A 21,181-nucleotide genomic window follows, 5' to 3' on the forward strand; every position below is an offset into this window, starting at 1 on the left:
ACCATCGACATCCGAGCTTACGAGCCGCCCCCCGCGAGGCGCATCGGAAAAGTAATCTCGAACACCGTACCCTCGCCTTCGCGCGAATCAAAGCGGATCTCACCTTTGAGCACGCGGCACAACTCCTTGACGATCGCGAGCCCGAGGCCCGCGCCGGGAATATCTTCGTGATTGGCGCGCTCGAACTCCTTGAACACGCGCTCCCGATCGGACTCGCCGATACCCACCCCGGTATCCGACACGCGCAATCGCCAGCAATCGTTCTCCAGCGCGGTCATCGCCAGTTCGATGCGGCCCGCCCGCGTATATTTCGCCGCGTTGGTCAGCAGGTTGAGCGCGACCTGCTTGAGCTTGAGCCGGTTGGAGACGACCTCGTCGAGCGCGCTGTCGAACGCGGTCTCCAGACGCAGCGCTTTCGCTTCGACGGCGGCCTCGCACGAGAGCACCAGTTCGTCGAATAGTTCGCGCAGCGAGAAACGCTCCACCGTGACCGGGCTGTCGTCGCCGAGCACGACCGAGTATTCGACGAGCTGGTCGACCAGCGTCTTCATATCGGCGGCCTGGCGCCTCGCCAGCGCGAGCGCCGTCTCGAGCCGCGACGGCGTGCCGCTGATCAGTTGCAGCGCCATCGAAAACACATTGAGGAAGTTGCGCAGATCGTGCACGACGCTGCGCGTGATCTGCATGCGCGATTCGTACAGTTCGGCCACCAGCCGTTGTTTGAGCGTCAGTTCATGATTGGCGCGTTCGAGCTGCCCGGTGTATTGGTCGATCTTGCGGTCGCGTTCGGTGACGACCTCGCGGATCGAGGTCACCGTGACGAAGCCGACGGCTTCCTCGATGAAATGCCGCGCCCGTTGCTCGTGGCGCCGCGTGAAATACGGCCGGGCTTCACTGAACTCGACGATCGCACCGCCGAGTGTCTGGCGAAACAGATCCAGTTCGCGCACCAGTTCGTCGATCCGGTAGCCCTGCTTCCAGCGCAGCTTGCCGTGCAGCCGCGCGTCGCGCTCCATCGCGCTTTGCACGGGGTCCAGGTCCTGGCTTTCGAGCGCGACACAGATTTCGTCGAGGATGTTGGGAACGTGATCGGCCAGCTGCTCGTAAGTGAGCCGAGCGGATTCGGTCAGTTCTGCGTCGTGAAAAACGGCCTTCATCCAGCGCTCGGTCAAATCGACCTGCTGTGAACGCAACCATGCGGCGAAGGCGGCCAGCGGAGTTAAGTGCGATTCCTTCATGTAGGAAACCTGACGCCGCAGCGCGGCGAAGAGAGTGTGCCGCTCCCTGCGCAACGCGCGCGCATTGCTGCAGACGCGCCGGGAGGCAGAGCGCGGGCATTCCATACGCCCCGCCTGCCCCTCCAGTATGCGCGCGATCTGCTGGCCAACATCAACGCGCGTTCGAGACGGGCGCGCCGCGCCGCTCAGAGCTTCTCGAACAGCACGTCCTGCGCGCCTTCCCACAGCACCTTGGTGCCGAGTTCACGGAGCTGGTCGCGGCCTTCGACGATGCTCAAAAAATGGTTGCCCGCCAGTTGCCCCAGCTTGCTCGCGAAGCAGCAGGAGCCGTAAGCAAGAATGATTTCAGTCTCGCTATAGCCGCCCGGGTAGAACAGAATGTCGCCGACCGACGGATGGCTCGTGTGATTCTCGAAGCCGACCGCCACGCCGTCGTTCTCCAGCTTGAAGTCGCCGAGCGGCACCCAGCAGCCTTCGCCGCTCCAGCGCACGTGGATGAGCTTCTGACGGTAGGGCAACAGCTTCAGGAACGCGGCCACGGTGTGCGGTGCGTCGGGATGGGTTTCGGCAGTGAAGACGTGGCCGCAGGAGGTGATTCGAAGTCGGGTCATCGCAAAGTATCCGGTATGACGGGTGAATGGAATGGTCGGTCAGACGCCGGCTGGGCCAAGGCCGTGCGGGCATCATTCTGTCTTCCGGCGCAAGGCTTCGACAGATACAGTTGCCGTGGGCGCGCTCAGGCCAGTTGCAGCGCCGCCTGCCGCGCCGCCCGAATGCGTCGCAAACGCCCGTGCGTCATCGTCAGGCCAGCTCTGTCGCGTAGTTCATCTGGACACACGCGAAAAGCGTGATCGGGATTGCGCCCGCGCAGCAGCAGCGCGTCGCGCTGAGCGAGTTGCAGCACGCGGTGCTGAAGGCGGTGGTGCAGGGTCAGCGGGATAAGGAAATCGCGTATTTTCTCGGGCTGTCGCCGCATAACGTCGACTATCACCTGCGCCGCTTGCGGCAGTTGTTCAAGGTGCGCAATCGCGTGCAATTGATCCACGTCGCGCAGGCGTATGTGTCGTAGTTCCCGAACGGCGACGTGACGTTGGAACGCGCCACGTCGTCGCGGCCTGCGGCGCGGGCGTGCGGCACCGGGATCAACTGCCACGGTAGCCAGCGCGCAGCGCCCTTGCGGCTGGCGGGTCACCCCCATGCCGATGATCTGCCACACCCTGTCAGCTCTTGAGCCGGTAGCCCGTGCGGAAGATCCAGCCGACGATCAGCAGAAACACCGCGAGAAACAACGCGGTCATGCCCAGACTCAAGCCGACATTGACGTCGGCCAGCCCGAAGAAACTCCAGCGAAAGCCGCTGACCAGATAGACGATCGGATTGAACAGCGTCACGACGCGCCAGAACGGCGGCAGCATGTTGACCGAATAGAAACTGCCGCCGAGAAAGGTCAGCGGCGTGACGATCAGCAGCGGCACGAGTTGCAGCTTCTCGAAACCATCCGCCCAGATGCCGATGATGAACCCGAGCAGGCTGAACGTCACCGCCGTCAGCACGAGAAACAGCACCATCCAGAACGGGTGCTGGATCTGCAACGGCACGAACAGCCCGGCGGTCGCGAGGATGATCAGTCCGAGCAGGATCGACTTGGTGGCCGCCGCGCCCACATAGCTCACCACGATTTCCAGGTACGAGACTGGCGCCGACAACAACTCGTAGATGGTGCCGGTAAAGCGCGGAAAGTAAATCCCGAACGACGCGTTCGAGATGCTCTGCGAAAGCAGGGACAGCATGATCAGCCCCGGCACGATGAACGCGCCGTAACTGATGCCGTCCACTTCCTTGATGCGCGAGCCGATCGCCGAGCCGAACACGACGAAGTACAGCGAAGTCGAAATCACCGGCGCGATGATGCTTTGCATCAGCGTGCGCCAGGTGCGCGCCATCTCGAACTTGTAGATCGCGCGCATGGCATGGATATTCATTGGTCACCTCGGAGCAGACTGACGAAGATGTCTTCGAGCGAACTTTGCGTGGTATGCAGGTCCGTGAAGCGGATGCCGGCGTCGTCGAGCGACTTGAGCAGCGCGATGATGTCGGTGCGGCCGCCCTCGCCTTCATAGGTGTAGATCAGCTCGTTGCCGTCCTTCGCAACGGCCAGCGCGTAGCCGGCCAGCGACGCCGGCACCTGCGCGAGCGGGCTGTCCAGTTGCAGCGTCAGTTGCTTCTTGCCGAGCTTGCGCATCAGCTCGGTCTTCTCTTCGACCAGCATGATCTCACCGCCGCTGATCACGCCGATGCGATCGGCCATCTGCTCGGCTTCGTCGATGTAATGCGTGGTGAGGATGATCGTCACCCCGCTTTCGGCAAGCGAGCGCACCAGCTTCCACATGTCGCGCCGCAATTCGACGTCCACGCCGGCGGTCGGCTCGTCGAGGAACAGCACCCGCGGCTCATGCGACAGCGCCTTCGCGATGAGCACGCGGCGCTTCATGCCGCCCGAGAGCGCGATGATCTTGCTGTCGCGCTTTTCCCATAGCGACAGGTCGCGCAACACCTTCTCGATGTATGCCGGGTTTTTCGCCTTGCCGAACAGGCCGCGGCTGAACGACACAGTCGCCCAGACGGTTTCGAAGGAATCGGTGGTCAGCTCCTGCGGCACGAGGCCGATCAGTGAGCGCGCGCCGCGATAGTCCGCCGCGATGTCGCGGCCGTCCACGGTGACGCTGCCCGCGCTCGCATTGACGATGCCGCAGATGATGCTGATGAGGGTGGTCTTGCCAGCGCCGTTCGGGCCGAGCAAGGCAAAGATTTCTCCACGGTTGATGGCCAGGTTGATGTTTTTGAGTGCATGAAAACCGCTGGCATAGGTTTTCGACAGGTTCGTGACCGAGACGATTGGCTGCATGGATTCGACGATGGCAGACACCATTATCCGATTGGAAGGAGCGGCGCAAACCGCGACCGCCCCCGCAATTTAATGGAAACTGGCAAACCGTGCAGCGCGGCGCGACAAACGGGCAGCCAGCCGCAGCGATCTGCTGATGCAAAATTAGTTCGGTATCCATATTGTTAGGCGGGGAAATGCGCACGGACGTAACGCATTAGCGGTGGCACCACGCTTGCGCAGTTCGTGCGCGAACTGAAAATCGTCCATGCCCGGCGGGCCGGGATCGGGCAGTGCGACTTCCGGCGCGAACTGCTCCGCAAGCTTAAGCGCGGTCACCGCCTCGTGCGCCACGCTCAGGTAGTGACCGTCCGACTCCGGCACCCGCGACATCGCCATCGCGGCGTCGACGCTGTCGTCCACCAGCAACCCGCGCAGCGCCGCCGACGCGGGCGCCGCGGATTGGTTGGCGTGCACGAGGCGAGCGAGCGGCAAACGCACGACAAACTCGCGGCCCTTGCCGGCCCCGCCGAAGAAGCCTCGATGTGTGCGCCATGCCAGCCGCCCCAGGGTGCGCGAGCAAGCGCGCCTTCGTATTTCTGCCTGTGCCTTCTCCACGCTGCCAGTCAGGCGCCCCGGATTGCTGCATGCGTTCAACGACCTTGACAATGCGGTTGGCGCGTTCCGCGCTCGCACCAGGAACGCGCCATGCTCGACTTGCGACAGGCTGCCGAGCGATCCCGGGGGCCATTGGCACACGCGCCCCCCGCGCCTCACGGTGCATGACGTGAATCGCACCGACGCCGTCGAAGGCACACCGCTTGCGGCAGTTGGTTCATGCGGGCGACAAGCGCTTGCGTGACATCAATCCCATACTATGGAGGTTAAGCATGAAATCCATGACCAGAACGATTCTGGCTTCCGCGCTCGTGATGGCATTGTCCGGCGGCGCCTATGCGCAAGGAGCCGGCGGTGGGGGCGGCGGTGGCGCGGGCGGCGGCGCAGGTGGCGGTGCAGGTGCTGCGGGCGGCGCCGGTAACGGGATCGGCGCGGGCGGCGGCACGACCGGCGGCGCAGGCGGGACCGCCTCGCCCGGCGGCGGCACCGGCTCGATGAAGAGCCCGACCGACTCCGGCTACGGTTCGCCAGGCGTGACCGGTACCGGCGGCGGCATGGGCACGGGCACCGGCGCGACGCCCAACAGCCCGTCGACGAATGGTTCACAAAGCGGCACGAGCAACCGACTAAACCAAGGCACCCGTTCCGGCACGAGCAGCGGGTCCGGCGGGACGATGCAGAACGGCCAGTAACGGGGTCGACGTTGCGGCGGTGTGAAGAAGCTTCACCGCTATAACGCAATCTCGCGTTGGGCGGCGGCGCCGATGCAAGCGCCGCCGCCCTTCTTCATTGCCGCGTGTGATCTCATGCGCACGCGCTCCGAGTGTGAATCCCCGGGCACACCGGTTGCGCTTGCAACAACTTACAGGCCGATTGCAAGAAGTGCTCGCTGTATCAATGTGCGCCTACTTCACCCGCTTCGACCGTCGCCTGAGGCACGGAAGTTTCGGAGCACACGAAACTGCTCGCCTGATTCACGTTGCCCTTGCCGATGTAGCGCGGGAACAGCGGATACCGGCACAACGGACGTGAGCGTCCATTGGTGGCCGCCGCGATATCGGTCGCCGTCAAGGTCTCGGGCGCCGTGCCGCGCGTCACCCAGTTGTCGAGCGCGCCCAGCAGATCCACCGACGGAATGAACACGCCGCTGCCATGCTGAAACCCCGGCACCATGTAGAGCCGCATAAAGCCATCGACCTGCGCAGCGCCGAAGCGTTCGATCAGCGCGCGGTGGTACGCGATGGTCTGATTGGGGCTGATCACTTCGTCGGCGAGGCCTTGCAGCGTGATGAGCTTGCCGCCGTGCGCAATGAAGCGCGACAGGTCGGGGTTCATAGCGCCGATCGTCTGCGACAGGGCAATCAGCTGCGCGCGATATTTGCCCGGACGTTGCGGATCGAAGCCCAGCGAATTGAAGTCCGCGTTTCGTGCGACGAAGTAGCGGACGTAGCCATCGCCCTGCGCGAACAGATAGCCGTTGGCGGCAAACGTCGGCACCGGCGAACGCTCCCGTTGATGCGCGAGCCCCAACATTCCGGTCAGACGCGTGCCCTGAAAGACGTTGTAGCCGCGATAGCCGGTGACGTTCCAGGCCAGCCGGTACGGCAACGACAGACCATCGCGCATCGCGACCAGCGTGGAGAGCTGGGCGTCGGTGAGGCATTGATCGTCGCGCAGCGTCGTGGCGCCCGCGCAGCGCAACGAATCGACGATCTCCGCTTCATGCGCGCGGCACGCGGCGACGTCGCTGACGATGCCGTCCGCCGCGCCGTCCAGCCGGTCACACGCGGCCACCGTGCGTTGATACACGCGCTCGAGCAACAGCGGCGGAACGAAGCCGCCGGGCGTTGCGTATTCCGCGCGGCCCAGCTTCACGCCCATCAAACGCACGCCCGAAAAATTGAGCGCGGGGGAATTGGCGATCACGCCGTCATAGTCGTCCGGAAAGCGCTGCATCACGGTGTAGCCTTCGCGCCCGCCGGTCGAGCCGCCAGCAAAATACGTCCGCTGCGGCGGCCTGCCATAAGCGCGCGCGATCAACCCGACGGCCGCATCGTGCGTTTTCTTCAGATGCGCGTAGCCGAAGTTGATTACCGCTTCGTCGACGAGCCCGAATGTGGCGAGCGACGAATCGCCGACGTGCCCCGAGTCGTCGCCGAAGGTCGCATAGCCCTGCGCGAGCGGTGCGCGGTCCGGCGAAAACGGCATCACGCCGGTGCCGCTCACCACCACGCCGTCATAGCCCCCGCCGCCGATCTGCAGCGCGCGGCCGTTCCAGCGGCGCGGCAGGTTCAGATCGAAACGGATGTCGGGCGTGCTCGCGTTGAGCCCCTTGATGCGCCCCGTAATGCGGCAATATTCGCCGCCTTGCTGATTGCCGGTTGCGGTGGCCCGCACCATCGCCGCGCTGTCGATCAGCGCACCGGCGGTCGGCAATGCAATCAGTTCGGGAGCTACCGCCGCGCCCGCGAACTCGGCGCAACGCATTGCAAGCGTTGGCTCAGCAGGCGCGGCGAGTGCGGTGTGGGCCGGCTGAACCGTAAGCCATAACAGCGCGCCAGCGGCCTTGGCGACCGTCCGAACACTGCCCGGGAAACGCCTGCGGCGCCGCGGCGCCATCATCCGCAGCCCGCGCCTTTGGCCGGCGCGCCCGCGTGCTGCATCTTCCAGCCGCTCCAGCCGCGCGCGATCATCAGCACGGCGCCGATCGCGACCAGGTCGCCGCCCAGTCCGATGAGCACGCCGCGAAAGCCGTGAAACGTATGCGGCGTGGCCGTGTCGACGACCAACGACACCAGCGTACCCGTGACAAAACACACGAGCCCGGTGCGGCCGACTCTTACCACGGCGGGCAGGCGCTGCGCGAGTCGCGCGACGGCACCCGTGCGTACAAACTGTGCGGCCAGCCAGGCAATCACCATAAAGTTGACCACTCTATCCACGGACAGATTCTGTTTAAGCGTGCCGGGCAACGGTTGCGTCAGCACGAAGAGTTTGACGATTGCGAACGCCAACACCGCAACCACCGCGGCCCGCGTGAACCAGCGCGCCGTAGCGCTTGCGTGGAAGCGTTCGCTGATGGGCTGCACGCGGCACAGAATGCCGAGCACGAACATCAGTTGCCATGCAAACGGATTAAAAGCCCAGTCGGCCATGCCGCCAATGCTGAATAACCCGACCAATGGCCGGGCGAGCGCCCAGATCGCCACGCTCAGACTCAAGGCCGTCAGCGGCGAACGACGCGCAAGCGGCACGACGAACGGCACGCCCAGCGCGAAGATCGCGTACATGGGCAGCACGCTCGACAGATACGGCTGCCGCCGCAGCACCGCGATATCGAACGCCTCGCGCAGCGGCTGAACCGAGAAACTCAACCAGCCACTCAGTTCGACCATCGACGGATTCAAGCGCAGCACCGCGAGCAACGCGCCGGACACGAGCGTCAAAACGGCCGTCAATAAGTACGCGCGATAGATCTCCCAGCAGCGCATGACGAAGCGCATTCTCGCCGCGTGTTCGCCGCGGCGCGCGAGCACCGCCGTGTACGCCGCCGCCGATGCATAGCCGCCGAGGAACACGAACACTTCGGCCGCGTCGCACAGTGCATACGCGTGCAACATCAGATGCGACAAGGCGCTGCCGGGAATGTGATCCAGCACGATGACGATCAGGACGACGCCGCGAAAGAAGTCCACCTCGATCGAACGTCCCCGGCGGATCTCCATTCGTGTCCTCGCACAGTGATGGCGCGCAGCGCGCCGTGACCCTGGCGAATCGGCCGGTCTCGTCCGGGCGACGCATCGCAGGAATACGAGGAGAATAGATTGTTTCGGCCATCACAGTGCGCAGCGCCGACGAGTGCTGACAACGAGCCTCTTATCTGTATGCGAGCGGGGGGAATCTGAAATCCGGCTGTCGGCCTGCGGTAATACTGAGTGGTACAGCGCTCGAATTACGGCCAACTTTGGCGGCAAGTTTTGCGCGATTTGCGGGCGAAGCGCTCGCTCTCAGTCTCGGCCTTATCGGCTTGTGCGCAACCGGGCCGACATGGACTGCGCTCGATAATCCGCTGCTCTTCGCAGCGGTCAGCGCCTTCTACGGCGTCTGCATCGCGGCGCTCGTGTGTTCGATTGCCTGCTGCCGCAACGCCGTCGTCGGCGTCCTGGAAACGGGCTGGCTGGTGAACTTCGGCCGCATCAGCTACGGCTTTTATTTCTATCACAACCTGATCCCCGACCTGACCCGCAACCATCACGCCGAGGCGCTCTTCGGCGGCACGGTGCCCGTTTGGGCTCACGCGGCGGGCATCGCTGTATCGTTTGCGATCTCGCTCGCGATTGCCGTGAGGACGTGGCGGCACATCGAAGAGCCGATTCTCCGGCTCGAGACACGGCGCCGGCCGACGGCTGTTGTAGTGTCGACGGCGCCCACCGTGGCGGCGCCCGGCGAGCGCGCGTTGCGCGAAGACAGCACGGCGTCCGATATGGTCTGACACGGACCGGCAACTGGATCGCCGGTGTCCTGCCAATCGTCGACTGACTCGGTCACGAGCGTGGTACGCGCATTGCTGGCTTTTCCATAGACCCGTCAACCGGAGAACGTCATGGCAGAGATGCCGAATCCCCCGAACGAGCCCGATCCTGCAGCCAAGGAAGACCCCGGCGGCCCGCCCACCGAGGTCTCCAAGCCGATCGGCGATGCAATTCCCACGCCGGTAGAGCCGGGTCTCGATCAGCCGCTGCCCCCTAAAGGCGGGACCCTCCCGCCGACCGCGGAGGCGCAAGACGCGAAAGCCGATCCGTTAGGCGAAACGGATCCGCCTCCCGGCGTTCCGTCGCCCGGGCCGTCCGACTTCGCATAGCGACGCTCGCGCAAGTGCCTCGCCGAAAAGGACGGCATGGTCGATCGGCCACCGATGATCGGTGACGAGCGTTGGGAGCAGTCGACCCATCCCTCGTCGCAATCTGATTTATTTTGGGAACCTAACTAAACCGAGCCCGCCCTCGGCGACCCGGTGTTGCTAAAGCCAACGGTCACGATCAGCACCAGGGCGCTGCCGTGACGGCCACGCCCCGCAAAAGCCGGCCTCAAGCCGCGGCCGGCTCGTGAATGATCGCAAGCGTGCTCTTGTGTTCGCGGATCAACCGGTAAACCGTTTCGCCGGGCACGGTCTCCTGCTCCAGCAGTTCGTCGGCGATTGCGCGCAGCACCGGCTCATACGCTTGCAGCAGCCCGTAGCACAGTCCGTTCAATTCCTTGAGCAGCACGTTCGCGTGTTCGATCGCGCTCTTCATTTGCAGACCGGCGTACTGCGACGGCAATGCCGCGAGGCTGAACAGGTTGCCGTCGCTGTTGAAGCCGAACTTCGACACCATGTCGAGACTGATCCGCGACGCTTCCTGCAAATCCGACGCGGCCCCGCTCGATGCTTCGGAGAACGTCAGAATTTCGGCGTTGCGGCCGCCGAGCAGCACCTGGATTTCGTTGCGAATCTCGGTTTCGCGATACAGATGCTTGTCCTGCGCCTTGGTGATCAGCGCGACACCCAACGCGCCGCCGCGCGGCAGGATCGTGACTTCTTCGAGCACGCCCGTGCCGAGCAGCGCGGCGACCAGCCCATGCCCCGCCTCATGCACCGCGATGCGGGTGCGCTCGTCTTCGCTGAGCGCACGCTCTGCGCCGCTCACATCGCCGATGCGCGCGATCTTGATCGCTTCCATGAAGTGCCTGGAAGCAATTTCGGTAGCGCCGGCCTTGCGCGCCACGAGCCCCGCCTGATTGACGACCATCGCCACCGTAGCCGGCGACAAGCCCGTCGTCAAACGCGCAAGCTGGTCATAGTCGATGTCGGCCGCCTTCGCCTTCAGCTTGTCCGCGTAGAACCGGAAGATCTTCGCGCGATCTTCGCGATCGGGCAATCGGACCTGCACGGTGCGATCGAAACGGCCTGGCCGGCGCAGCGCTTCGTCGAGGTTGTCCGGATGATTGGTGGCGGCCACGATGATGACGCCTTCGTTCGAAGCGAAGCCGTCCATCTCCGCGAGCAGCTGGTTGATGATGCGATTGCTCTCGGCTTCGACCGGTCCGCCGCCGGTGTCGGTGCGTTTCGCGAGACCGTCGGCTTCATCAATGAAGATCACGGTGGGCGCGTTCTTGCGCGCCAGTTCGAACAGATGCTTGACCTTCTGGATGCCGACGCCGTAGTACTTTGCGCTGAAGTAGCTGCCCGTGATCGAGATGAAGCTCGCGCCGCATTCGCCGGCCAGCGCCTGCGCGAGCCGGGTCTTGCCGACGCCCGGACCGCCCACCATCAGAATGCCGCAGGGCGGGCGCACGCCCATCGACGTGAATTGCTTCGGGTCGGACAGGTAGCCGCGAAGGTCCGCAAGCGCGGCTTTCGCTTCACCTGCGCCGATCACGTCGTCGAAACGCAGCGCGGGCGTTTCGGTAAGCAGCTTCGCGCCGCCTTTCATCTCGCGCCGCATGAACCACACCATTGCGCCGATCAGCAACAGCGGCAGCAGCACACTGATCGCGTCGCGCAAGTGGTCGAGCGCCTGGGTCCAGTGTTGGCCGCCGGCGTCGATGTCCGCGTTCGGCAGCCACACCAGTTGATAAGGCGCGGCCTGGCCGGCCTTGGGCTCGCCGAGCAACAACGCATGCGAGAAGGTCGCGTTGTGGTCGGTGACGAAGTACCTGGCGCCGTCGCGCGTCGACACGAGAATCGCGCCCGGGCTAACGCCGATTGCCACGACCCTGGCGTCGTGAATATCGCGCAGCATCTGCGATGCGTCTTTTTCCTCGTGCGTCCATGCCGATGTGTCATGGCGCATCTGGCTCGCGATGCCGGTCAGCGCTGGCGCGCCCTGCGCGGCACGCTGCTGCGAATACCAGAAGCCCAGGCCGAGCAGCGCAGCGACGCACACGGCTAGCAGCGCGAAGACAATCTTGCGAATGCGCTTCTTTCGAAGCGAATGATTTCCCGGCTTCATAAGTCACTTCCCAAAACGGGCCCGACCAAGCCCGATACTTGTCGAAATCAAAACAGGATGAGTTGGCGAGGAAAACGGCCGAGGCGAAACTTTCCTGCACACGTGGTGTGAGCGGACGACCGCAAAGAGCCGGGAATGTGTCCCTTTCAACTGCGCTCACTTTGGCCGATATGTGGCGCGAGCGCGTCTTCCAAATCGCGGAAAAGGCGCGTTTCTACTGTCTTTCCAAGTGTGTTCGCCCGGCGCTCATCGCGCGAACGGATGATGCGTAAAAGGCCTGGTCGTACTGCTCAGGCGCGTAGTTTACCAGCGCTAAATTAACTGCGCGGTTCGTCTGTCCAGTATTTAATCGCGCCCCGTTTGAGTGCGGTCATTATTACCGCGGCAACGACTGCATTAACGGTGCGCAACATTCATTGGCCAGGGTCGACGCCACGGAAATGGAAAGCACGATGGCCTTGCTAAACTGACGAAACGCCAACCCGATGAATATGCCGACTAACCCTCATGCTCAGATTCGAGAACCTCAGCAAGCGCTACGCCGAGCGCCCCCTCTTTGAGGGACTGCATTTCGACGCCGCGTCCGGATGTATCGCGTTAAACGATGAATCGGGCAGCGGAAAATCGACGTTGCTCGGCATTCTCGCCGGCGCCCTCGAAGCCGACTCAGGCAACGTGTGGCTCGGCGGCCATTCGTTGCGCACCGCGCCGCTCGCCGCCAAATCCGGGCTCGCGTACGTTCCCGAGGACTGCATGGTCCACCCGGATCGGACCGGCCGTCAGTATCTGAACAACGTGGCAGAGGAGCGCAAGACCGCGGTCGGGAGCGCTACGCTCAGCCTGGCTGACCGGTTCGGCCTCACGCCGCATCTCGACAAACATTTCGAACAGATGTCGTTCGGTACGCGCAAGAAGTTCTTTCTGACGGCCGCGGCGCTTGGCGAGACGCGCGTTGTCATCGCGGACGAACCGGCCGGCGGACTCGATGCGGCCGCGCGTGCGGTGCTGGCCGACTTGTTCAGATCGTTGGCGACTACCCGCACGGTGTTTTTTACCAGCTACGACGCGGCATTGACCGAAGCCTGCGAAGCAACCAGCGTTGACTTCGCGGAACTCGCGCGGCGCGGGTGAGGGGCTGGCTGCGCGAAAACGCTGTTCAGCACGCGTCTGAGGCGCCGGGAGCCCCGCGCCGCGCTCGACTGGGCGCGCCCTGCCTGCGCCACGCGGTCGTCACATCGTCACGCAGATCTTCCCGAAGTGCGCGCCCGACTCCTCGTGCCGGAACGCATCGCCGAGTTTCTCCAGCGCGAAGGTGCTGTCGATTACCGGCTTGATGCCCGTCACTTCGAGCGCGCGGATCATGTCGATCTGATCCTGGCGGCTACCGACGATCAGCCCTTGCAGGCGCTGCTGCCGTGCCATCAGCGCGGCAGTCGGCACCGGTCCCGAGCGCCCGGTCAACACGCCGATCAGAGCGATGTGGCCGCCGATCCGGCAAGCGGTAATCGATTGCGGCAGCGTGCCCGGGCCACCCACTTCGATCACATGATCGACGCCTCGCCCATCCGTCAACTGACGAACCTGCTTGCCCCATTCGGGATTGTCTCGATAGTTGATCGTGTGGTCCGCGCCCAGTTCGCGAAGCTTCGCGAGTTTCGCCTCGGACGACGACGTCGCGATCACCGAAGCGCCCATCGCCTTGGCGATCTGCAAGCCGAAGATCGACACGCCGCCTGTGCCGAGGACCAGCACCGTACTGCCCGCTCTCAACTGTCCGTCCACGACGAGCGCGCGCCAGGCGGTCAAGCCGGCCGTGGTCAGCGTTGCTGCTTCCGCGTGACTGTAGCCGCGCGGCGCATGCGTAAAGTAGCGGGCCGGCAATACGACGACTTCGCGCGCGTAGCCGTCCACGCCGTCACCGGGCGTCGTGCTGAACTCGCCGATTGCCGGCGGGCCGTTTTCCCAGAACGGGAAAAAGCACGACACCACCTGATCGCCTGGGTGGAATCCGCTCACGTCGGCGCCGACCGCTTCGACGACGCCCGCGCCGTCCGCCAGCGGAATCCGGCCCGCCGGCGCGCGCAGCTTGCCGCTCACCACGCCGTAGTCGTGATAATTCAACGAGCTGGCGTGAATACGCACGCGAATCTCGCCTGCCGCGGGTTGACCGGGGTCCGCGAGGTCAACCGTCTGGAGATTCGCCAGCGTGGCGGGGGAACCGATTTGGACGGCCTTCATGTTTGCATCCTTTGGGAGTGACGCAGGCGCTGGCGACGCATGGGTCGGCACGATGCACCGAGATGCCTCGCGATGCTTGCTGTGCAATCGACGTCGAGCCTGCAGGGTGACCCGCAAAAGAATACCGCATGCGTGATTCACGCGTCGTCGCGCGTGAGGGGCGCGTCTGATGCAACGCGCGCGTGGCTTGCTGCACCGGATCGCCGGGCCTATAGCTCGTCGTCAAGGTCGCCATGGCGCAGAGAAGTAGCCGCTGCGGTTCACCCTGCACTGATTGGGGAGGCAACTGCGCCGCGGGTACCGTGCGTGGATCCGTCGGCGAGTGGGCTTGACCTTACCGCCGTGGGAAGGTCCACGCTTGCCTGTGCTTACTCAACGGAGGCAACCAATGGAATTCGCAATCCCGGACATGGCGTGTCGCGGATGCGCCAATGCCATCACGCGTGCGGTCAACCTGCTGGACCCCGCAGCGAAGATCGCGGTCGACGTCTCCCGCAAGACCGTCGACGTGGTGTCGGTGCTGACCGAGCAGCGGCTCGTCGAGGTGATCGAGGCAGCCGGCTTTCATCCTTCGCGAAGCAATCGCTCGGCACGCGGCCGGCAAGACCCGAGGCCCGGTTAAACTGCCGCGTCCCGCCAGCAAGCTCGCTCGATACCGTTCACTCGGAACCACTTTTACCAACGGACACCACAATGAAAAACCTTCGCGCATTCCGTACTCTTTGTTGGTTCAGCGGCTTGACCTTGGCTGTCGCGGCGATGCCGGTCCACGCGCAGCACATGCCCGCGATACATGGCATGCAGATGTCAGGTTCGGAAGACGGCGCAGCGGCCGAATCGACGCGCGCGTTCAAAGCCGCCGACGACAAAATGATGCGTGACATGAGCGCACCGGAATACACGGGCGACGCCGACAAGGACTTTGTCGCACACATGATTCCGCATCATCAGGGGGCGATCGACATGGCGCAGGTGGAATTGAAGTACGGAAAGGACCCGCAGCTAAAGCGTCTGGCCCAGAACATCATCAAGGCCCAGCACGACGAGATCGCGTTCATGCATCGTTGGCAGGCGAAACACGGCGGCAAGTAGCCAGCTGCTTTGCGCCGTCGCGGCGTAGCCTATGTCAGGCCCGCGCCGCCGCGCATCGCGACGCCGGTCACCACAGCGGCCGCTTGCGTAGCAAAGGCCGCATCGCGATCAGACCGATGATCGGCCCGGGCAACAGCAGCCAGGCGACCCGCGCATCGAGCGAATGATAGGCGCTCGTCGACCACAGGATCGAGCACGCCGACAGGAAGAAGCCAAAGCTGTTCTGCAAGGTCAACGCTCCGCCGATTGTGTCGGCGGGACATGCCTTGACCGACAGCGCCGAAAATTGCGGCGAATCGGCGATCACGCTGATGCCCCACACCAGTAGCAGCGCAAGCTGCCCCACGGTGCCCAGCGTCGACGCCAGCGGATAGACCGCGCACAGCGTGCCCGAGATCGTCAACGCGAGCGCGGCGGTGCGCGCGCTGCCCGCCGATGTGCTCAGCCGGCCGCCCAGCAGGCAGCCGATTGCGCCGACCCCGATGATCAGAAACGACCACAGCGCGATCACACTGGCCGACGCCTGCTCGCCGCTGGCAAAGGCACGCTGCACGAGCAGCGGCGTCAGCGTCCAGAACGCGTAGAGCTCCCACATGTGCCCGAAGTAGCCGAACGCGGCCGCACGAAACTCGCTGATCCGCAAGACCTGCCCGATTCCCGCCGACAAACCCGCGCGACGCTTGCCCGCGCGCCGCGCATGCGGCCCTTCGCCGAGCGCGAGCACCAGCAGCGCGCCGATCACCGCGAGCATCGACGAAGCGAGCACCACGGTTTGCCAGGCAACGGTGGACAACAGACCGCGGATCGCGTGAACCGACGCGGTGCCGAGCGTGAGCATCGCGACCAGCAACGCGAGCGTCTGCGCTGCCCGGCGCGGGTCCCAGGAGACCAGCAGCTTCATCCCCAGCGGATAGATGCCCGCGAGCGCGACGCCCACACCGAAGCGGAACACGAGCGCCGATGCAAGGCCGCTGCTGCACAGCGCGAACAGCGCATTCAGCGCGGCGCCGAGCACGCCGCACACGGCGAACACCTTGCTGGCCGAGACCCGGTCGGCGAGTCCCGTGGTCGCCGAAAGCAGCGTTCCGACGATGAAACCCGCCTGCACCGCATTCGTCAGCCAGCCGATGCCCGAGGCGTTCAACTGCCACGCTGTCTGCAAGTCGCGCATCGCGCCGTTCGCGCTGAACCAGAGCGACGTGCCGAGCAGTTGCGCGACGGCGATCACCAGCACCGCGCGATTCGCGCGTGCCGCGTCCGTCGCATTGGTGGCGCTTACAGTGTCGGCCGCATCCAGCCTGTCGTCCATCGTGCCTCCTCCGGTTCGCTGCTACTCGCGGGCTGCGCGGCGAGCCATCGTCACATTGTCATCGGGTTGGGCTTGTCGCGCATAGTCTTGCGTGCCACTGACTTTCTCCGACATCGATGGGCATCAACGATGAGCAAGCACATTGACGAGCTTGCCGAATGGATCGCGAACATAAAACCGCCGCACGCCCCACGGTTCGTCGAGCGGACCGTATTCGACGGGAAGCCCCGCCGCCTTCACACGTTCGAACGCGGCATCGAGATCGTCCACTTCGATCGACAGATCAGGCGTAGCCGTACCCGATCCCCCTTGCGAAGCGAAACTGATCTGCACGTCCATCTTTTCGGCAGAGCCGTACGTCGCGATCCAACCATGATCCATCAGCAATTCGAGACCGAATATCTGCTGGTAGAAGCGCTTCGCGTCATCCACCGTCGGCGTACTGATATTCGCGACGATTCGTTTGACTTTTACGGCTCCCTCTTCGACGATGACGACGACCCACCTCAATACCGCGCGGCCCTCAGCCTGCCTGCGGCACCCGCACCCACCCTTCCATCAACACTCTTGCACTACGGCTCATGATGGCCTTGGTGACGGTCCACTCGCCATCCTTCCGGCTCGCTTGCGCGCCGACCCGCAGCGTACCTGACGGATGGCCGAAGCGCACCGCCTCACGCTCGCCGCCGCCGGCCGCCAGGTTCACGAGCGTGCCGGAAATCGCCGCCGCAGTGCCGATTGCCACTGCCGCCGTGCCCATCATCGCGTGATGCAGCTTGCCCATCGACATGGCCCGCACCAGCAGATCGACGTCGCCGGCGCCGACGCGCTTGCCGCTCGACGCCACATAGCCGGCCGGCTTCGCGACGAACGCGACCTTCGGCGTGTGCTGACGCGTCGCGATTTCGTCGAGATGCCTGATGAGGCCCATGCGTAGCGCGCCGTGCGCGCGAATGGTCTCGAACATCGCCAGTGCTTTCGGGTCGCTGTTGATCGCGTCCTGCAATTCCGTGCCCGTGTAGCCGATGGCCTGCGCGTCGACGAAGATGGTCGGAATGCCCGCGTTGATCATCGTCGCTTTCAGCGTGCCCACGCCCGGAACCTCGAGATCGTCGACCAGATTGCCGGTGGGGAACATTGCGCCGCCCGCGCCCTCTTCTTCCGCGGCCGGATCCATGAATTCGAGCAGCACTTCAGCGGCGGGAAACGTCACGCCGTCCAGTTCGAAGTCGCCGGTTTCCTGCACGGCGCCATCGGTCATCGGCACGTGCGCGATGATCGTCTTGCCGATGTTGGCCTGCCAGATGCGCACGGTGGCGACGCCATCGCGCGGAATACGGCTGGCGTCCACCAGCCCCGCGCTGATCGCAAACGGGCCGACCGCGGCGGACAGGTTGCCGCAGTTGCCGCTCCAGTCGACGAAGGCTTTGTCGATCGACATCTGGCCGAACAGGTAGTCCACGTCGTGGCCGGGCCTGCTGCTTTTCCCGACGATCACCGTCTTGCTGGTGCTCGACGTCGCGCCGCCCATCCCGTCGATCTGCTTGCCATACGGGTCGGGGCTGCCGATCACGCGCAACAGCAGCGCGTCGCGCGCGACGCCCGGCGTTTGGGCCGCCTCGGGCAAATCCTGCAGGCGGAAAAAGACACCCTTGCTGGTGCCGCCACGCATGTAGGTGGCCGGAATCTTGATCTGCGGCTTATGGGCCATGAAAGTCCTGTCCTCAAGTGAGCAGGCCGCGTGGCTTGCGAGGCCACACCGCCCGTGCTGCGTTACGTTACGTTCATCGCTGAACCGTTCACTTCGGCGGCGTCGTGACTGAATCGCCAAACGCGTCGCCCCGAGCCGTTTTAAGCCGCCGCCCTGGACGACTCCAGGAAGTCCTGCGCAAAGCGCTGCAATACGCCGCCGGCTTCGTAGATGGACACCTCTTCAGCGGTATCGAGCCGGCACGTCACGGGCACCTCGACGCGCTCGCCATTTCCGCGGTGGATCACCAGCGTCAGATCGGCACGCGGCTTGCGCTCGCCGATGACATCGAATGTCTCCGTCCCTTCGATGCCAAGCGTGATGCGATTCACACCCGCCTTGAACTCGAGCGGCAACACACCCATGCCCACCAGATTCGTGCGGTGAATGCGTTCGAATCCTTCCGCGACGATCGCCTCGGCACCCGCCAGGCGCACGCCCTTGGCCGCCCAGTCGCGCGACGACCCCTGGCCGTAGTCGGCCCCGGCAATCACGATCAGCGGCTGCTTGCGCTCCATGTAGGTTTCGATCGCTTCCCACATGCGCGTGATCTTGCCCTCCGGCTCGATGCGCGCAAGCGAACCGGCCTTCACCTTGCCGTCTTCGAGCACCATCTCGTTTTTGAGCGTCGGATTCGCGAACGTCGCGCGCTGCGCGGTCAGGTGATCGCCGCGATGCGTCGCATACGAGTTGAAGTCCTCTTCAGGCAGGCCCATCTTCGCGAGGTATTCGCCGCACGCGCTGTCCGGCAGGATCGCGTTGGACGGCGACAGGTGGTCGGTCGTGATGTTATCGCCGAGCACCGCCAGCGCCCGCATGCCTTTGAGCGTGCGCTCGCCGGCCAGCGCGCCTTCCCAATACGGCGGACGGCGAATGTAGGTGCTTCTCTCACGCCAGTCGTACAGCGGATTGGCTTTCGCGCCTGTGTCGACGGACACCGCGAACATCGGCTCGTAGACCTTGCGAAACTGCTCCGGCTTCACGCTCGACGCGACGATGGCGTCGATCTCCGCATCCGACGGCCAGATGTCCTTGAGCGTAACCGGATGGCCATCGGCGTCGATACCGAGCACGTCCTTTTCGATGTCGAAGCGGATCGTGCCTGCAATCGCATACGCGACCACCAGCGGCGGCGACGCGAGAAACGCCTGCTTCGCATACGGATGAATGCGCCCGTCGAAATTGCGGTTGCCCGACAGCACGGCGGTCGCATACAGATCGCGCTCCACCACTTCCTTCTGGATCGCCGGATCGAGCGCGCCGGACATGCCGTTGCACGACGTGCACGCATACGCGACCACGCCGAAGCCCAATTGCTCGAGTTCGGGCAGCAGCCCGGCCTCTTCCAGATACAGCGTCACGGCCTTCGAGCCCGGCGCGAGCGAGGTCTTCGCCCACGGCTTGCGGGTCAGTCCGCGCCGGTTCGCGTTGCGCGCGAGCAGGCCCGCGGCGATCATGTTGCGCGGGTTGTTGGTGTTCGTGCAGCTCGTGATCGCGGCGATGATGACCGCGCCATCCGGCATCCGCCCCGGCTCGTTCTCGACCTTGCCGCTGATGCCGCGCGCCGCCAGTTCGGATACCGGCAAGCGGCGATGCGGGTTGGACGGCCCGGCGAGCGTGCGCACCACGCTCGACAGATCGAACTTCAGCACGCGTTCGTACTCGGCGTGCTTCAGCGCATCGGCCCACAAGCCGGTCTCTTTCGCATAGGTCTGCACCAGTTTGACGAGTTCGTCGTCGCGGCCCGTGAGCTTGAGATACTTGATGGTCTGCTCGTCGATGTAGAACATCGCGGCCGTCGCGCCGAATTCGGGCGCCATGTTGGCGATGGTCGCGCGGTCGCCGAGCGTCAGCCGCGCGGTGCCCGCGCCATAGAATTCGAGGTATGCGCCGACCACCTTTTCCTTGCGCAGGAATTCGGTCAGCGAAAGCACCACGTCGGTCGCCGTGATGCCCTCGCCCGGCTGGCCCGTCAGTTCCACGCCGACGATGTCCGGCAGCCGCATGTACGACGCGCGGCCCAGCATCACGCTTTCCGCTTCGAGGCCGCCCACGCCGATTGCGATCACCCCGAGGGCGTCGACCATCGGCGTGTGCGAGTCGGTACCGACCAGCGTATCGGGAAACGCCACGCCGTCTTTCACCTGCACCACCGGACTCATGCGCTCCAGGTTGATCTGATGAAGGATGCCGTTGCCCGGCGGAATCACGTCCACGTTCCTGAACGCGCGCTTGGTCCAGTTGATGAAATCGAAGCGGTCTTCGTTGCGCCGGTCTTCGATCGCGCGGTTTTTCGCGAACGCATCGGGATCGAAACCGCCGCATTCCACCGCGAGCGAATGATCGACCACCAGTTGCGTCGGCACCACCGGATTGACCAGCGCCGGATCGCCGCCTTGCGCGGCAATCGCATCGCGCAGGCCGGCGAGGTCGACGAGCGCGGTCTGGCCGAGAATGTCATGACAGACCACACGCGCCGGGAACCACGGGAAGTCCAGTTCGCGCTTGCGTTTAATGATCTGCTCGAGCGACGCGCTCAACATCGCGGGATCGCAGCGGCGCACGAGGTTTTCGGCAAGCACGCGCGACGTGTAAGGCAGTTTGTCGTAGGCGCCGGGCTCGATCGCGTCGACCGCGGCGCGCGTGTCGAAGAAATCGAGCTGGGTGCCGGGAAGGCGTTTGCGGTTTGCTTTATTCATGGCGTGGGAAACTTGAGAGTAATGAGCCGGCGTAGATCGCGAGCAGCGGCGCCTTGTCGCTTTCGGGCTGCGTGTTCCTCGCGGGTCGGTCAGACAGTGTTTGTAGTGTAGCTCGCTGGTTCGCGGCCGCTCGGTTGAACGGGTTGCGCAAGTAGTCGCCGATTGGACGATTCGCCGATTCGCCGATTCCGCCGTTTGCATTGCGGCCGACGTTGCCGCTCGGGTCGCCGCTGCAAAAAAAGCGGCCCTGGCTCAGGGCATTGGTGAACCAGAGCCCAACTTCATTGCATCGTGCTATAGACGACGCAACGAAAAAGCAATCCCTGCTCGGCTTGCTGCTGCACGCTCAACGGCTCGCAAA

At 64.4% G+C, this 21,181-nt stretch carries 19 protein-coding genes and 1 pseudogene; 7 read left to right on the forward strand and 13 right to left on the reverse strand.

Going from position 1 to position 21,181, the window contains the following annotated elements:
- Window positions 1-17: 17 nt before the first annotated feature.
- On the reverse strand, window positions 18-1,238 hold the full coding sequence (locus tag ABQJ48_RS25370) for a sensor histidine kinase (RefSeq protein WP_367840710.1): 1,221 nt from the start codon (window positions 1,236-1,238) through the stop codon (window positions 18-20).
- A 185-nt stretch (window positions 1,239-1,423) separates the two neighbouring features.
- The gene (locus ABQJ48_RS25375; RefSeq protein WP_367840711.1) at window positions 1,424-1,849 is read right to left on the reverse strand and encodes a DUF3830 family protein; all 426 of its coding nucleotides are present in this window, start codon (window positions 1,847-1,849) and stop codon (window positions 1,424-1,426) included.
- A 212-nt stretch (window positions 1,850-2,061) separates the two neighbouring features.
- Between ABQJ48_RS25375 and ABQJ48_RS25380 the strand changes: the two are divergent.
- Window positions 2,062-2,307: pseudogene (locus tag ABQJ48_RS25380) on the forward strand (helix-turn-helix domain-containing protein); the annotation flags it as partial.
- A gap of 151 nt (window positions 2,308-2,458) precedes the next feature.
- Here ABQJ48_RS25380 and ABQJ48_RS25385 read toward each other — a convergent pair.
- The 3 genes from ABQJ48_RS25385 to ABQJ48_RS25395 all read right to left on the reverse strand — a co-directional run bounded on the left by ABQJ48_RS25385 (window position 2,459) and on the right by ABQJ48_RS25395 (window position 4,623).
- Window positions 2,459-3,220, reverse strand: coding sequence for an ABC transporter permease (locus tag ABQJ48_RS25385; RefSeq protein WP_367840712.1), 762 nt, complete (start codon window positions 3,218-3,220; stop codon window positions 2,459-2,461).
- On the reverse strand, window positions 3,217-4,143 hold the full coding sequence (locus ABQJ48_RS25390) for an ABC transporter ATP-binding protein (protein ID WP_367840713.1): 927 nt from the start codon (window positions 4,141-4,143) through the stop codon (window positions 3,217-3,219). Before ABQJ48_RS25390 ends, ABQJ48_RS25385 begins: the two co-directional genes overlap by 4 nt.
- A gap of 144 nt (window positions 4,144-4,287) precedes the next feature.
- Window positions 4,288-4,623 (reverse strand): response regulator, encoded by a 336-nt coding sequence (locus ABQJ48_RS25395; RefSeq protein WP_367840714.1) that lies wholly within the window; start codon window positions 4,621-4,623, stop codon window positions 4,288-4,290.
- A gap of 389 nt (window positions 4,624-5,012) precedes the next feature.
- On the opposite strand from ABQJ48_RS25395, the gene ABQJ48_RS25400 reads away from it, so the two are divergent.
- A complete protein-coding gene (locus ABQJ48_RS25400) occupies window positions 5,013-5,432 on the forward strand; it encodes a hypothetical protein (RefSeq protein WP_367840715.1) in 420 nt (139 codons plus the stop codon).
- Window positions 5,433-5,634: 202 nt separating this feature from the next.
- Here the strand turns inward: ABQJ48_RS25400 and ABQJ48_RS25405 are convergent, their stop codons facing one another.
- Together ABQJ48_RS25405 and ABQJ48_RS25410 are read right to left on the reverse strand one after the other, a co-directional pair.
- Window positions 5,635-7,362 carry a tannase/feruloyl esterase family alpha/beta hydrolase gene (locus tag ABQJ48_RS25405; RefSeq protein ID WP_473094181.1) on the reverse strand — a complete coding sequence of 576 codons (1,728 nt, stop codon included), beginning with the start codon at window positions 7,360-7,362 and terminating at the stop codon, window positions 5,635-5,637.
- Window positions 7,359-8,465, reverse strand: coding sequence for an OpgC domain-containing protein (locus tag ABQJ48_RS25410; protein ID WP_367840716.1), 1,107 nt, complete (start codon window positions 8,463-8,465; stop codon window positions 7,359-7,361). The genes ABQJ48_RS25405 and ABQJ48_RS25410 overlap by 4 nt, the downstream gene beginning before the upstream one ends.
- 239 nt (window positions 8,466-8,704) lie before the next feature.
- On the opposite strand from ABQJ48_RS25410, the gene ABQJ48_RS25415 reads away from it, so the two are divergent.
- A complete protein-coding gene (locus tag ABQJ48_RS25415; RefSeq protein ID WP_473094182.1) occupies window positions 8,705-9,232 on the forward strand; it encodes a hypothetical protein in 528 nt (175 codons plus the stop codon).
- Between the two features lie 111 nt (window positions 9,233-9,343).
- Complete coding sequence (locus tag ABQJ48_RS25420; RefSeq protein ID WP_367840717.1) at window positions 9,344-9,601, forward strand: hypothetical protein; 258 nt, start codon at window positions 9,344-9,346, stop codon at window positions 9,599-9,601.
- 226 nt (window positions 9,602-9,827) lie between these two features.
- On the opposite strand, the gene ABQJ48_RS25425 is transcribed toward ABQJ48_RS25420, so the two are convergent.
- The gene (locus tag ABQJ48_RS25425) at window positions 9,828-11,732 is read right to left on the reverse strand and encodes an AAA family ATPase (RefSeq protein ID WP_367840718.1); all 1,905 of its coding nucleotides are present in this window, start codon (window positions 11,730-11,732) and stop codon (window positions 9,828-9,830) included.
- Window positions 11,733-12,239: 507 nt separating this feature from the next.
- Between ABQJ48_RS25425 and ABQJ48_RS25430 the strand changes: the two genes are divergently transcribed.
- The gene (locus ABQJ48_RS25430) at window positions 12,240-12,863 is read left to right on the forward strand and encodes an ABC transporter ATP-binding protein (protein ID WP_367840719.1); all 624 of its coding nucleotides are present in this window, start codon (window positions 12,240-12,242) and stop codon (window positions 12,861-12,863) included.
- 99 nt (window positions 12,864-12,962) lie between these two features.
- Here ABQJ48_RS25430 and ABQJ48_RS25435 read toward each other — a convergent pair whose 3' ends face one another.
- A complete protein-coding gene (locus tag ABQJ48_RS25435; RefSeq protein WP_367840720.1) occupies window positions 12,963-13,970 on the reverse strand; it encodes a zinc-dependent alcohol dehydrogenase family protein in 1,008 nt (335 codons plus the stop codon).
- A 388-nt stretch (window positions 13,971-14,358) separates the two neighbouring features.
- On the opposite strand from ABQJ48_RS25435, the gene ABQJ48_RS25440 reads away from it, so the two are divergent.
- A complete protein-coding gene (locus tag ABQJ48_RS25440) occupies window positions 14,359-14,592 on the forward strand; it encodes a heavy-metal-associated domain-containing protein (RefSeq protein ID WP_367840721.1) in 234 nt (77 codons plus the stop codon).
- Window positions 14,593-14,663: 71 nt separating this feature from the next.
- Entirely contained in the window at window positions 14,664-15,062 is a 399-nt protein-coding gene (gene copM, locus ABQJ48_RS25445; RefSeq protein WP_367840722.1) for a CopM family metallochaperone, read from the forward strand.
- Between the two features lie 67 nt (window positions 15,063-15,129).
- On the opposite strand, the gene ABQJ48_RS25450 is transcribed toward copM, so the two are convergent.
- The 4 genes from ABQJ48_RS25450 to acnD all read right to left on the reverse strand — a co-directional run bounded on the left by ABQJ48_RS25450 (window position 15,130) and on the right by acnD (window position 20,820).
- Window positions 15,130-16,371, reverse strand: a complete 1,242-nt coding sequence (locus ABQJ48_RS25450) for an MFS transporter (protein WP_367840723.1) — start codon at window positions 16,369-16,371, stop codon at window positions 15,130-15,132.
- 123 nt (window positions 16,372-16,494) lie between these two features.
- Complete coding sequence (locus ABQJ48_RS25455; RefSeq protein WP_367840724.1) at window positions 16,495-16,881, reverse strand: VOC family protein; 387 nt, start codon at window positions 16,879-16,881, stop codon at window positions 16,495-16,497.
- A 13-nt stretch (window positions 16,882-16,894) separates the two neighbouring features.
- Window positions 16,895-18,082, reverse strand: coding sequence for a 2-methylaconitate cis-trans isomerase PrpF (prpF, locus tag ABQJ48_RS25460; RefSeq protein ID WP_367840725.1), 1,188 nt, complete (start codon window positions 18,080-18,082; stop codon window positions 16,895-16,897).
- Window positions 18,083-18,222: 140 nt separating this feature from the next.
- Window positions 18,223-20,820 (reverse strand): Fe/S-dependent 2-methylisocitrate dehydratase AcnD, encoded by a 2,598-nt coding sequence (gene acnD / locus ABQJ48_RS25465; protein WP_367840726.1) that lies wholly within the window; start codon window positions 20,818-20,820, stop codon window positions 18,223-18,225.
- Between the last annotated feature and the right edge of the window lie 361 nt (window positions 20,821-21,181).

The sequence above is a fragment of the Paraburkholderia suaedae genome (genome assembly GCF_040812055.1).
Classification (GTDB): domain Bacteria; phylum Pseudomonadota; class Gammaproteobacteria; order Burkholderiales; family Burkholderiaceae; genus Paraburkholderia.